The organism is Marinobacterium ramblicola, assembly GCF_019084545.1.
Classification (GTDB): Bacteria; Pseudomonadota; Gammaproteobacteria; order Pseudomonadales; family Balneatricaceae; genus Marinobacterium_D; species Marinobacterium_D ramblicola.
This window is the reverse complement of record NZ_JAHREP010000034.1, coordinates 1-12,759: the sequence shown is the minus strand read 5'-3', so window position 1 is coordinate 12,759 and position 12,759 is coordinate 1. Positions and strand designations below refer to the sequence as shown.

General features: G+C 59.4%; 11 protein-coding genes. 3 read left to right on the top strand and 8 right to left on the bottom strand.

What is annotated here, in order from left to right:
• Window positions 1-21: 21 nt before the first annotated feature.
• The 8 genes from KQ940_RS20355 to KQ940_RS20320 form a co-directional block, all read right to left on the bottom strand.
• A complete protein-coding gene (locus tag KQ940_RS20355) occupies window positions 22-1,014 on the bottom strand; it encodes an LLM class flavin-dependent oxidoreductase (RefSeq protein WP_217416299.1) in 993 nt (330 codons plus the stop codon).
• 144 nt (window positions 1,015-1,158) lie between these two features.
• A complete protein-coding gene (purU, locus tag KQ940_RS20350; protein ID WP_217416292.1) occupies window positions 1,159-2,025 on the bottom strand; it encodes a formyltetrahydrofolate deformylase in 867 nt (288 codons plus the stop codon).
• A 74-nt stretch (window positions 2,026-2,099) separates the two neighbouring features.
• Entirely contained in the window at window positions 2,100-2,765 is a 666-nt protein-coding gene (locus tag KQ940_RS20345; protein ID WP_217416290.1) for a sarcosine oxidase subunit gamma, read from the bottom strand.
• Window positions 2,758-5,778 (bottom strand): sarcosine oxidase subunit alpha, encoded by a 3,021-nt coding sequence (locus KQ940_RS20340; RefSeq protein WP_217416288.1) that lies wholly within the window; start codon window positions 5,776-5,778, stop codon window positions 2,758-2,760. The genes KQ940_RS20345 and KQ940_RS20340 overlap by 8 nt, the downstream gene beginning before the upstream one ends.
• A gap of 12 nt (window positions 5,779-5,790) precedes the next feature.
• On the bottom strand, window positions 5,791-6,078 hold the full coding sequence (locus KQ940_RS20335) for a sarcosine oxidase subunit delta (RefSeq protein WP_217416281.1): 288 nt from the start codon (window positions 6,076-6,078) through the stop codon (window positions 5,791-5,793).
• Between the two features lie 11 nt (window positions 6,079-6,089).
• Window positions 6,090-7,343 (bottom strand): sarcosine oxidase subunit beta family protein, encoded by a 1,254-nt coding sequence (locus KQ940_RS20330; RefSeq protein WP_217416274.1) that lies wholly within the window; start codon window positions 7,341-7,343, stop codon window positions 6,090-6,092.
• A gap of 54 nt (window positions 7,344-7,397) precedes the next feature.
• Entirely contained in the window at window positions 7,398-8,663 is a 1,266-nt protein-coding gene (glyA, locus tag KQ940_RS20325; protein WP_217416267.1) for a serine hydroxymethyltransferase, read from the bottom strand.
• 360 nt (window positions 8,664-9,023) lie between these two features.
• A complete protein-coding gene (locus KQ940_RS20320; protein WP_217416265.1) occupies window positions 9,024-9,800 on the bottom strand; it encodes a helix-turn-helix transcriptional regulator in 777 nt (258 codons plus the stop codon).
• 184 nt (window positions 9,801-9,984) lie between these two features.
• Here KQ940_RS20320 and KQ940_RS20315 point away from each other — a divergent pair, with 184 nt between their 5' ends.
• The 3 genes from KQ940_RS20315 to KQ940_RS20305 form a co-directional block, all read left to right on the top strand.
• On the top strand, window positions 9,985-11,118 hold the full coding sequence (locus tag KQ940_RS20315; protein WP_217416263.1) for an aromatic ring-hydroxylating oxygenase subunit alpha: 1,134 nt from the start codon (window positions 9,985-9,987) through the stop codon (window positions 11,116-11,118).
• 25 nt (window positions 11,119-11,143) lie between these two features.
• A complete protein-coding gene (dctP, locus tag KQ940_RS20310; RefSeq protein ID WP_217416261.1) occupies window positions 11,144-11,776 on the top strand; it encodes a TRAP transporter substrate-binding protein DctP in 633 nt (210 codons plus the stop codon).
• 539 nt (window positions 11,777-12,315) lie between these two features.
• Window positions 12,316-12,759: aldehyde dehydrogenase family protein (locus KQ940_RS20305; RefSeq protein WP_217416259.1), on the top strand; the 444-nt coding region annotated here is incomplete at its 3' end.

Here is a 12,759-nt window from a genome sequence, read left to right as displayed (position 1 = left end):
CCGGGGCGGATACTGCGCTGCCTACGCCAGTGACGTCAGGATCGACAGCGCTTCCAACCGCTTTACCTGATCATACAGATCGTTGGTGAACATCAGTTCATCCACCGGAAATTCCTCGATCAGATGCTCCAGCTTCGACCGGAGTGTTGCCGGACCGCCCACGATCTGCAGACCGAGAAACGCCTCCACCGACGCTTTTTCATGTGGGCTCCAGAGCCCATCCATACGTTCTACCGGCGGGCGCAGCCAAAGCGGTTCACCCCGTATCAGCGACAGCACCCGTTGCTGCGAGCTGGTGGCAAGATAGCGGGCTTCATCATCCGACTGTGCCGCGATCAACGGTACGCCAAGTATCGCATAGGGTGAGTCCAGAACATCCGAGGGTCGGAACTGTCGACGATAGAGCGTCAGCGCCTCGTAAGCGTGGCGCGGTGCGAAGTGTCCGGCAAAGGCGTAGGGCAAGCCCCGCTCTGCTGCGAGCTGGGCGCTGAACAGGCTTGATCCCAACAACCAAATCTTCACTTGACTGCCCTCACCGGGTATCGCTCTCACACGGGCGTCAGGATCGGCCGGCCCGAGCAGTTTCTGCAGCTGCGCCACCTCCTCGGGAAAATGCTCAGCACGCATGTCGTCACGGCGCAGCGCCCGGCTGGTCAGCGGATCGGTACCGGGCGCACGGCCGAGCCCCAGGTCGATGCGACCAGGATAGAGCGCGTCCAGCGTGCCGAACTGTTCGGCAATCACCAGGGGCGGGTGGTTGGGCAGCATGATACCGCCCGAGCCGACCCGCATCTTGTCTGTATTGACCGCCACCGCACCGATCAGTACCGAGGTCGCTGAGCTTGCGATCCCCTGCATGTTATGGTGTTCGGCCAGCCAGAACCGCTTGATGCCACAACCTTCCGCATGGCGGGCATACTCGATGGTACGGGCCAGGGTATCGCCAACGGCCTCGTTCAGTCGTATCGGCGCCAGCTCCAGCACAGAAAAAGGGATAGTGGACAGTGATTTCATCTTGGGCTCCTGTTGTATCCGCCCATGATGTCATATCGTCTTTTAACGATATACCCCATGACACCGAAAAAATCCGCCACATTTACCAATAAAAAACCGGGCACTGGGCCCGGCAAAAACAACAACGGAAAATCAGCAGCAACCTCAGTTGCTAAATACCACGGTACGCTTGCCACTGAGAAACACCCTCTTCTCGACGTGGTACTTGACCGCGTTGAACAGGGTGATCCGCTCCACATCCTGCCCCTTGGAGACCAGGTCTTCCGGGTAGTGGGCGTGGTCAACGCTCTGGATACCTTGGGTAATAATCGGGCCTTCATCCAGATCGTTGTTGACGTAGTGGGCGGTGGCACCGACCATCTTGACGCCCTTCTCCCAGGCCTGGTGGTAGGGACGTGCGCCCTTGAAGCCCGGCAGCAGGGAGTGATGGATATTGATTGCCCAGCCATCCAGCTTTTCACACATCTGCGGTGACAGCACCTGCATATAGCGGGCAAGCACTACCAGGTCGATATCGTACTGCTCCAGCAGATCGAGGATCTGCGCCTCCTGCTTGGGCTTGGTGTCCGCGGTGATCGGCAGATGGTAGTAGGGTATACCGTGCCATTCGGCCAGCGGTCGCAGGTCCGGATGATTGGAGATAATCACCGGCACATCGATGTTGAGCTGTCCGGTACGGTGACGGAACAGCAGGTCGTTCAGACAGTGGTCGAACTTGGACACCAGAATCGCCACGCGCGGACGCTGGCCCGGCGGGGTCAAGTCCCACTCCATGTCAAACTGAGCCGCGCGCGGTGCGAACTGTTCGTTGAAACCCTCGGGAGTGAATACTTCTCCCTGAGGCTGGAATTCGATGCGGATGAAGAAACGCTCGCTGACGCGATCGTCGAACGAATGGATCTCATTGATGTAGTTTTTCGATTCCGCCATGAAGCGGGTCACCACATCGACGGTACCCAGCTGACTGGGGCATTGGGCGGTGAAGATCCAGGAATCGGGCAGAGAGCTCATGACAATCTCCTCCAGCAACTTAAGACGGCACACCGGGGGCGTCTGGCGGAAACACCCCGGTGTGCCAAAACGGTTTAGCTCTTGATCACCAGACCGTATTCACGGCTGGCATCCTGCAACCAGAGCCAGATGTAGTCCGCAAAGCTGCGGCGTACCACGAGCTCCCAGCTATCTTCGCCACTGCGGCGTACCACAGCCGTGCTCTTGGCAAACACGGTACCGGCGACCTTGCCGACCGGGAACTGGCTCGGGTGCACGTCCAGCGGGATGCACTTCTGCAGCAGTTCACGGGCGTTCGGACCGGACAGCTCAAGGAGTGTCTGGCCGCCGCTGACGTTAACCACCGAGAAGTGGCCTTCGATTACGGCGCGCAGCCCCTGCTCCACTTCGTATGCCTGATCGCCCGGCAGTACCACCAGCCACTCATCCGGGCTGATCCAGCGGATCGATACACTGCCCTTCTCTACCGAGGTCAGCGGCTGGGTCGGCAACGCCACGCCCAGCACCTCGGCACAGCCGTTCATGAAGCTTTCGTTCTGCTGCGAACCGCGCAGGGTCAGGTGACCGAGCAGCTTGAGCTCGCGCAACATCACCCCACCGGTGCGCGGGTTACGCGCAGCCAGCTTGTCGAGTTCGGCGTGATGCAGCGGGGACTCGGCGCGCACACCACGTCCCGCTACTTGGTTCATGACCGCCACGTTGACGGTGCCTTCTTTTTCAGGTGCAAGTGTCTCAGACATTCTGACGCTCCCCTTTCGGATCGAGGAAGATCGGGCTGCAGATTTCAGCTTCGATCACGCGGCCATCGGCCAGCGGGTAGTATACGGACTCGCCCATACGCTCCAGGCCGCCCTTGACGAAGCCCATCGCGATGCTGCGACCCAGGTTGGCACTCCAGTAGCTGGAGGTGACGTGACCGAGCATATCCATCGGGATCGCCTGCTTCGGATTGGCCACCGCCTGGGCGCCCTCCGGCAGAACCACCTTCGGATCCTTGGTCTTCAGGCCTACCAGCTGCTTGCGGTTTGGACGTACGCAATCTTCACGTGCCATACCGCGCTTACCGATGTAGCTGAACGGCTTGTTGTTGCCAACACACCAGCCCATACCGAGATCGAACGGATGCACGGAACCGTCGGTGTCCTGACCGGCGATGATGAAACCCTTCTCTGCACGCAGGATGTGCATGGTCTCGGTACCGTACGGTGTCAGGTTGTACTTGGCGCCATGCTCGAACAGCTTCTCCCAGACGTAGAGGCCGTAGTTGGCCTGAACGTTGATCTCGAACGACAGCTCACCGGTGAAGGAGATACGGAACACACGCGCCGGTACGCCCGCCACTGTGCCTGCACGCCAGTCCATGAACTTGAACCCATCCTTGTCCAGGTCGATATCGGTCAGCTCGGCCAGCAGCTTGCGGCTGTTGGGGCCGGAGATGGTCATCGTCGCCCAGTGATCGGTAACGCTGGTAAAGAACACTTCCAGCTCCGGCCACTCGGTCTGGTGGTAGAGCTCCAGCCATTCCAGTACGCCCGCAGCACCACCGGTGGTCGTGGTCATCAGGAAGTGGTTTTCGCCCAGGCATGAGGTCACACCGTCGTCGAACACCATACCGTCTTCTTTACACATCAGGCCGTAGCGGCACTTGCCAACGCCGAGCTTGGCCCAAGCGTTAGTGTAGACACGGGACAGGAACTCGCGAGCATCCTTACCCTGAATGTCGATCTTACCCAGCGTGGAGGCATCGAGGATACCGACGCTTTCACGGGTCGCCTTGCACTCGCGATCCAGTGCCTGCTGCATGGTCTCGCCCGCTTTCGGGAAGTACCAGGGACGCTTCCACTGGCCCACGTCCTCGAACTTGGCGCCGTTCTCGACATGCCACTTGTGCATGGCGGAGAAGCGCTTGGGATCGAACAGCTCGTCGCAGTTGCGGCCGGCAATGGCACCGAAGGTGATCGGGGTGTAGTTCGGACGGAACACGGTGGTACCGGTTTCCGGAATCGACTTGCCCAGGATCTTGGCGGTGATCGCCATACCGTTGATGTTACCCAGTTTACCCTGGTCGGTACCGAAGCCCATGGCGGTGTAACGCTTGACGTGCTCGATCGACTCGAAGCCTTCGCGGGTCGCCAGCTCGATACCGGCGGCGGTCACGTCGTTCTGGTAGTCGACGAACTGCTTCGGCGCACGCGAGGTCGGCTTGCTGTGCGGTACATGGAACAGTGCCATCGCCTTGCCTTCACGTACACTGCGCACGTTGGGCAGTTGGGTGTCGGCCGCGGTCAGCCCCAGACGAGTGGCCGCTTCCTGACCCGCCTTGACACCCTCTGCCAGAACCTTGTCCAGCGCGTAGGTACCGTTGATGCCGCCGGCGATCAGCTGTTTCTGCACGGTCGGGCCCGGCACGAAGCCGATGATCTCGTCGTTCCACTGCGGACGGCTGCCGGTGTGGCAGGACAGGTGCACAACCGGGCTCCAGCCACCGGAGCTGGCGACGGTATCGCAGCTCATCAGCGAGTGAGCCTTTCCGGTAACCTTCTCGCCCTTGGCATCGATGTTGGCAATGGTCACACCGCTGACACGCTTCTTGCCGCTGACCTCGATCACGGCGCTACCGGTGATCACCTTGATGCCGCGCTTGCGCACCGCTTCGATCAGTTCGCCCTGCGGATTAGCACGGGTATCGACCACGGCGACCACTTCACGGCCGGCATCGGCCCAGTCCAGAGCGGTCTGGTAAGCACCGTCGTTGGTCGTCATCAGTACCAACTGCTTGCCCGGTACCACACCATAGCGGTTGATATAGGTGGACACGGCGGATGCAACCATGCAGCCCGGCACGTCATTGTGGCCGTATACCAGCGGACGCTCCTGGGCGCCGGTGGCCAGTACCACCCAATGGGCGCGGACACGGTGCATTCGCTGACGAACCTGACCGGTCGGCGCCTTGTCGGCGATGTGGTCGGTACGACGCTCATGGATGGTCAGGAAGTTATGATCGTGATAGCCGTTCACGGTAGAGCGCGGCAGCATCATCACATCCGGGAAGCTCGCCAACTCCTCGACGATCTCGGCGACCCAGTCGGCAGCCGACTTGCCGCCGATGCGCTCACGGCTGGAGAGCAGGTGACCGCCGAACTCGTTCTGCTCATCGGCGATGATCACGCGTGCACCGCTGCGCGCAGCGGTCAGCGCCGCCATCAGACCGGCAGGACCTGCGCCCACGACCATAAGATCGCAGTGCTGGTTAACGTGATCGTATTCGTCCGGATCGTTCTCCAGCGGAGAACGACCGAAACCGGCAGCCTTACGGATAACCTTCTCGTAGGTTTCCCACATCGACTGCGGGAACATGAAGGTCTTGTAGTAGAAGCCCGGAGGCATCATCTTGCCGCCGACCTTGCCGAGGATCGACATCATGTCGGAATCGGCATTCGGCCAACCGTTGGTGGCACTGCACACCAAGCCGTTGAACAGTTCCTGCTGGGTGGCACGTACGTTCGGCACCTGAGTGGCTTCGGTAGCGCCCATCTGCAGGATAGCGTTCGGCTCATCGGCACCGGCGGTGACGATACCGCGCGGACGGCTGTACTTGAAGCTACGACCAATGATGTCGACACCGTTGGCCAACAGCGCAGAGGCGACGGTATCACCCTGGTAACCCTGATACTGGCGACCGTTGTAACTAAAGGACAACGCCTTGGAACGGTCGATGCGGCCTCCGGACTGGAGGCGGTTTTTCTGGCTCATTTGTTCCGCTCCTTAACCCTTGGCAACCACTTGAGGTTGTTCACCGATCTTGTAGACCTCTTTGATCTCGTAGCTGACCGTGTCGCGTGTCACGTTGAAGAACTTGCGACAGCCGGTGGTGTGGTACCAGATCTCGTGATGCAGACCGCGCGGGTTCTTGCGGAAGAAGAGGTATTCACCCCACTCCTTGTCGGTGCAGCTATCCGGATCAAGCGGACGGGCGATATGCGCCTGGCCCTTGACGTGAAACTCTTCCTCTTCGCGGTGCTCGCGGCAGTGCGGACAGTAGATATGCAGCATTTCGTAAGTCCTCAGTGAGCAACGCCAGCGGCGCCGTGTTCGTCGATCAGTGCGCCGTTGTGGAAACGGAACATGGAGAACGGCTTGGCCAGCGGGTGGGCTTCGCCCTTCGCCAGCGTCGCGGCGAAGACGTTGCCGGATCCCGGGGTGGCCTTGAAGCCGCCGGTACCCCAACCGCAGTTGAAGAACAGGTTCTCAACCGGGGTGTCGGAGATGATCGGACAGGCATCCGGACAGGTATCGACGATACCGCCCCACTGACGGTTCATGCGTACGCGACTGAAGATCGGGAACAGCTCGACGATCGCCTGCAGGGTGTGCTCAATAGTCGGGTAGGAACCGCGCTGACCGTAACCGGTGTAGCCATCGATACCGGCACCGATCACCAGGTCGCCCTTGTCGGACTGGCTGACGTAGCCGTGTACGTGGTTGGACATCACCACGGTATCCAGGATCGGCTTGATCGGCTCGGAGACCAGCGCCTGCAGCGGGTGAGATTCCAGCGGCAGTTCGAAACCGGCCATCTTCGCCATCACACCGGAGTTACCGGCGGTAACGCAGCCCACGCGATCGGCCATGATCTTGCCGTGACGGTTGGTCTCGACCCCGACGATGGCACCATCTTCGATCACCATACCGGTGACTTCACACTGCTGGATCAGATCGACGCCGTAGCTGTCGGCGCCACGGGCGAAGCCCCAGGCCACCGCATCGTGACGGGCGACACCCGCACGCGGCTGCCAGGACGCACCCAGTACCGGGTAGCGACGGTTGGCGGAGCAATCCATGTGCGGCACGATCTCCTGAACACCCTTGGTGTCCAGAACTTCACCGTCGATACCGTTCAGGCGGTTGGCGTTAACACGGCGCTGGATGTCGCGCATATCCTGCAGCGTGTGACCCAGGTTGAGTACGCCGCGCTGAGAGAACATGACGTTGTAGTTCAGGTCCTGTGAGAGACCTTCCCACAGCTTCATCGCGTGTTCGTACAGGTGAGCCGCTTCGTCCCAAAGGTAGTTGGAGCGCACGATCGTGGTGTTACGGGCGGTATTACCGCCGCCCAGGTAACCCTTTTCGATCACTGCCACGTTGGTGATGCCGTGCTCTTTGGCCAGGTAGTAGGCGGTCGCCAGACCGTGCCCACCACCACCAACGATGATGACGTCATACTTTTTCTTCGGCGTCGGGTTGCGCCACGCCCGCTGCCAGTTTTCGTGATAGCTCAGACTGTGCTTGAACAGTCCAAATCCGGAATAACGCTGCATAACGTCAGCTCCACTGATAGCCGCTTACGCGGGTTTTCGAAATAACCAATCAGATCAACGGTAGACCGGGAAATCAGCGCACAGCGCCTTAACCTGCTCTTTCACTTCGATGATCTTCGCTTCCAGCTTCTCTTCGTCGTTCAGTACGTCGAGGAGGTCGGCGATCCAGCCAGCCAGTGTACGGCACTGCTCTTCCTTGAAGCCGCGGGTGGTCACAACCGGAGAACCGATACGCAGACCAGAGGTCACGAACGGAGACTGCGGGTCGTTCGGCACGGCGTTCTTGTTCACGGTGATATTGGCACGACCCAGCGCTGCATCAGCCGCCTTGCCGGTCAACCCCTGCTTGATCAGGCTGAGCAGGAACAGGTGGTTATCGGTGCCGCCGGACACAACATCAAAGCCGCGCTCGATGAACACTTCAGCCATCGCCTTGGCGTTTTTCACTACCTGAGTCTGGTACTCAGTGAAGGCGGGGTCCAGTGCTTCCTTGAATGCGACAGCCTTGGCTGCAATAACGTGCATCAGCGGGCCACCCTGACCGCCCGGGAATACCGCGGCGTTCAGCTTCTTCTCCAGCTCCGGATTTGACTTTGCCAGGATCAGGCCGCCACGCGGACCGCGCAGAGTCTTGTGAGTCGTGGTGGTAACGACATCGGCGAAGGGCAGCGGGTTCGGGTACAGACCAGCGGCAACCAGACCGGCAACGTGCGCCATGTCGACAAACAGGTAGGCACCGACCTTGTCCGCGATCTCGCGGAAGCGAGCCCAGTCGACGATACGGGAGTAGGCAGAGAAGCCCGCCACGATCATCTTCGGCTTGTGCTCCAGTGCCAGCGCCTCGACCTGGTCGTAATCGATCTCGCCGGTCGCTTCGTTCAGACCGTACTGAACCGCGTTGTAGATCTTGCCGGAGAAGTTAACGTGCGCACCGTGGGTCAAGTGACCACCGTGCGCCAGGCTCATGCCCAGTACGGTATCGCCCGGCTGGCACAGTGCCATGTAAACAGCGGCGTTAGCCTGGGAGCCGGAGTGCGGCTGTACGTTGGCGTAATCGGCACCGAACAGCTTGCAGGCGCGCTCGATCGCCAGCGCTTCTACCACGTCGACATACTCACAACCGCCATAGTAGCGCTTGGCCGGGTAGCCTTCGGCGTATTTGTTGGTCAGCACGGTACCCTGCGCCTGCATCACGCGCGGGCTGGTGTAGTTCTCGGAGGCGATAAGCTCGATATGCTCCTCCTGACGCACCGCTTCGTGCTGGATCGCGTCCCAGAGTTCGTTATCGAAGCCCTGAATATCATCACTCTTTGCAAACATCTTTTTCTCCTCCAATGCTTAACCTGATTACGCCGTTTGCTAGTACCAGGTGAAGCAAGAACGTGTTGGGTACACCGGTTTGACCAAATAGCTTAAGACCAGACTGGCTGGCTTTGAGAGGATGGTATCCAGAGCGTTGGGGAACATGATGTTCCGTAACGCCTCGGCAATGTCGATTTGCGACACAGTGAAAAAACTCTGTCATTTACCGATTCGCCAGCGCTGACGCGAGCTTGGTTCGCGTTTACCGACGGGAGGCTATCCAGAGAGAAGGTGCAGACGTTATCGGATCGCGACGCCCTTGGCGCGGCGCTCCCGGATCCGAAACAGGGTTAACCTGGAGAGTTGGGCAGTGCAGGCTCAGAAGGGCAACCGCCCCTCCACCACCAGTGCAAACAGCTGGTTCTGGGTACCGATGCCGACCTTTTCGTACAGATGACGCCGGTGCGTCAATACGGTGTTGACGCTGATATCCAGGTCAAGCGCAATCGCCTCGGAGTTGTACCCAAGCACGATCCTCGCACCGACATCGATCTCGCGCGCGGTCAACAGATCGCCACAGGCCCCCTGCAAACGCGACATCACCCAGGGCAGATCGAAGCGAATCTGCTGCTGGCCGGCAAATGCGATATGTCGCTCCAGTATCGACGCCAGCACCGCACCGCCCTCCACCAGGGGAGCACTGTCCAGATTGCGACGTGTTGCTTTATTCACTCGATACAGGTTCAGGCAGAAGGGCTGGCCGTTGCTCTGCCCGATAAAGGCGATCTTTTCACGAATGTCACAGCGCTCCATCAGCTGGTGGCGATACTCCTGATCGTCGAGTTCATCGACCTGCACCTGCCTGATCCTGGGTTCGCCTTTTCTATCGCCTGCGGTCATCAACGCCAGGTTAGGGTCACGTACGTAGAACACCTCGTCATACAGGCGACGACACTCCTGGGCCAATGGCTCGCGTATGGACCCGGCAGAAAACAGCGTAAAGGGGTGTTTCAAATAAGCAGGATAGGACACCAGTACGCAGTGATCGGCACCTGTCAGCCTGTGCATGGTGTCGGCCAGTACCCGGTCAAACCGGCGCTGTCCGACACTGGATATCAGCGTCGCCAGCGGCCACTGTTCAAGCGTTGGGTTCATCTTCAGGCCTCATCGGCGCTTTTTATTGTTATCCACCCGTGGCGCTCGGGCGTTCATTCGTCCTGACAGTATTACACGCCTATGGCGTCGATATCGAGCCTCACAAGATATTGTGAGTTCCGGCCATTCAGCGCTGGTTTACCGTAGACACAGGCTTGAATACAACTACAAACCGGAGAGCCCCATGTCACTGACACGAGTACAGCGCGCCGCACAGGTCGCATGCCGCCGGATGGCTGATCGCAAGACCCCTTTTATCTACAACGAATGGTACGTCGCCGCCTTGACTCGCGAGGTAAGTCGGGAGCTTATGTCCCGCACCATCCTAGACCAGCAAGTACTGTTGTTCCGCAAAGAGGATGGTACGCCTGTCGCGTTGAACAACCGTTGCGGCCACCGCTCTTTTCCTCTGTCACGCAGCACCTTGGACGGCGACACCGTGGTCTGCGGCTACCATGGCCTGCGCTATAACGAAAAAGGTGAGTGTGTCGAAGTGCCCTCCCAGTGCAACTGCTCCGGTATCTCGATCCGCAGTTACCCCGTACATCAGCAGGGCCCGGTGATCTGGATCTGGATGGGCGAAGCGGAGCAGGCGGATCTCGAGAAGATCCCCGCCATGCCGATGCTGGAGGAGGGTTGGGTCACCTCCGAGGACTATATGGATCTTAAGTGTAGCTACGTCTATCTGCACGAAAATCTGCTCGACCTGACCCATCTGAGCTTCCTCCACGCCAACACCTTCGGTACGCCGGATTATGCCCGCGCCAATTTTGATACCGATATCAGCGAGGACCGTTTTCTGCTCAAGCGCTATGTAGTACCCACACGCCTGCCACCGGTCTGGGCCAAGCCCACCGGACTGGAGGACAAGGATGCTGCGCGGATCACCACCTCCGACTTCGTATCGCCTGCCCTGCATATCGTGCACGCCGAGTTCTACGACATCTCGCTGGACGAATCCGAGCGGCCGGACCAGCGGATCAAGACTGCACACATTCCGACACCGGCCACCGCCGACAGGACCCACTACTTTGTCGTACACGGCCGCAACTTCGCCCTCGAGGAGGATGAGGTCACCGATTTCATGCATCAGCAATTAATGGCCGCATTCCAGGAGGATGTGGTCGGGCTCCAGGCTGTTTCGGAGATGATCGAGGAGTATGGCGACAGCGATGACTACTACGAGATTTCGGTCAAGGCCGATGCCGCCAGCGTTGCCATGCGCCGCTACCTGAAGCGCCGAGCAGAGGCGGAACTTGCCGAACGCGAAGCCACTGCAGGGATGAAGAACACACCAACCCAGTTGACCCCGGTATAAGCCTGCGGGTGACGGTGTCGCGTTGATGGGACTGTTCACCCACGGTCCGGGGCAGATCTTCAGCAAGCAGGAGATCAACACTCTCGCCGACCTGCGGGGCAAGAAGATCCGCCTCGGTGGCGGCATCCAGCAGGAGGTTGGCGAACGTCTCGGCGTGACACCCGTGGCCGCACCGGGGCCCAAGGTCTACGAACTGATGCAGCAGGGTATCGTCGATGGCGTATTCATGCCTGCAGCCAGTGAGAAGGACTTTCGTCTGGCAGAGGTCGCTCCCAACCTGACATTGTTGCCGGGCGGACTCTATCTTGGCAGCTTTTCCATCATCGCCAATGAAGAGTTCCTCGATAAGCTGAGCCCGAAGGATCGGCAGGCGATCATGGACGTATCCGGCGCCCGACTCTCGGCGCTGGCCGGCAAGGCCTGGGATCAGTCAGACAATAACGGCATCATCGCAGCCCAGCAAAACCATGTGGCGATCAAACAGGTCGGTGACGACTCCCCCATAGCCAAGGAGTATTGGAAACTTACTGCCGGCATGGACAAAAAGTGGATCGACAGCGTCAGCGATCTGAATGTGAACGCGGCGGAAGCGCTGAAAACCTTCCGGGAAAAAGCACAAGCCTATCAGTCGAAACAGAACAACACCGCCGCACGCTAACGCCTCGGGCCTGCTCTATTTGGGCAGGCCCTCCCCCTCCTGCGGCCCCACTTCCCGCCTGCATGAGACGATTTTGCAGCCTGTTAAGTTGTGCTGAATATTTTTCAAGCGGAAATCTAGCATCCGTTCGTCGCCCCTATCGCCACGCCATCACGCAAAAACCGCCGCGCACCGAAATACAGCCTGTCCGCTCTGGATCTGCTCCGGACTCGCCCCGACACCCCGTAATTCAACGGATTACCGATGCCCAGCTTTGGCGCGGAGTCGAAAATCTCTGTTCATTAACGGCGCGACAGGGCGTTTACCAGAGAAGTAAAACGCCTTTTCCATGCGCCAATCCATAAGCCTGAATACGCCACAAACTGTCCATTTTACGACACGGAATTTATAAGACCTTATTTTTCAACAACTTAAAAATATTGCGATTTTTTGACTTTTATCAAAGAAGCTTTATTTTTAATTAAACGATCAATCAATAAAAATATTCCAGCCTGATCGGGCTGGATAAGATACCGGCAAGAGACTGAGGAATAACTTCGATGCAGCAGCACGCGCTCTACATTCACGGTCAGTACCGCAACGCCACATCGGGCGAGACCTTCCTCACCCGCAACCCGGCCACCGGTGAGGTGCTGGCCGAGGTGCACCAGGCCAGCCAAGCCGATGTGGATGCCGCCGTCGCCTCCTGCGCCGAGGGCCAGGCGATCTGGGGCGCCATGAGCGGGGCCGAACGTGGCCGTATCCTGCTGCGCGCGGTGCAGCTGCTGCGTGAGCGCAACGACGAGCTGGCCAAAATCGAGGTGCTCGACACCGGCAAGCCGCTGCAGGAGGCGATCTGCGTGGACATTGTTACCGGCGCCGATGTGATCGAGTACTACGCCGGGCTGGCTGCCTCGCTCGGCGGCAAACACCAGCAGCTGGGCAACAGCAACTTCTTTTACACCCGGCGCGAACCGCTCGGCGTCTGTGCCGGCATCGGCGCC

What these genes read in the sequence shown, in the direction of transcription:
- KQ940_RS20330 (WP_217416274.1), bottom strand. Translation starts at nt 7,343, where the DNA reads ATGCAGCGTTATTCCGGATTTGGACTGTTCAAGCACAGTCTGAGCTAT.
- dctP (WP_217416261.1), top strand. Translation starts at nt 11,144, where the DNA reads ATGGGACTGTTCACCCACGGTCCGGGGCAGATCTTCAGCAAGCAGGAG.
- glyA (WP_217416267.1), bottom strand. Translation starts at nt 8,663, where the DNA reads ATGTTTGCAAAGAGTGATGATATTCAGGGCTTCGATAACGAACTCTGG.
- KQ940_RS20320 (WP_217416265.1), bottom strand. Translation starts at nt 9,800, where the DNA reads ATGAACCCAACGCTTGAACAGTGGCCGCTGGCGACGCTGATATCCAGT.
- KQ940_RS20345 (WP_217416290.1), bottom strand. Translation starts at nt 2,765, where the DNA reads ATGTCTGAGACACTTGCACCTGAAAAAGAAGGCACCGTCAACGTGGCG.
- KQ940_RS20340 (WP_217416288.1), bottom strand. Translation starts at nt 5,778, where the DNA reads ATGAGCCAGAAAAACCGCCTCCAGTCCGGAGGCCGCATCGACCGTTCC.
- purU (WP_217416292.1), bottom strand. Translation starts at nt 2,025, where the DNA reads ATGAGCTCTCTGCCCGATTCCTGGATCTTCACCGCCCAATGCCCCAGT.
- KQ940_RS20355 (WP_217416299.1), bottom strand. Translation starts at nt 1,014, where the DNA reads ATGAAATCACTGTCCACTATCCCTTTTTCTGTGCTGGAGCTGGCGCCG.
- KQ940_RS20315 (WP_217416263.1), top strand. Translation starts at nt 9,985, where the DNA reads ATGTCACTGACACGAGTACAGCGCGCCGCACAGGTCGCATGCCGCCGG.
- KQ940_RS20335 (WP_217416281.1), bottom strand. Translation starts at nt 6,078, where the DNA reads ATGCTGCATATCTACTGTCCGCACTGCCGCGAGCACCGCGAAGAGGAA.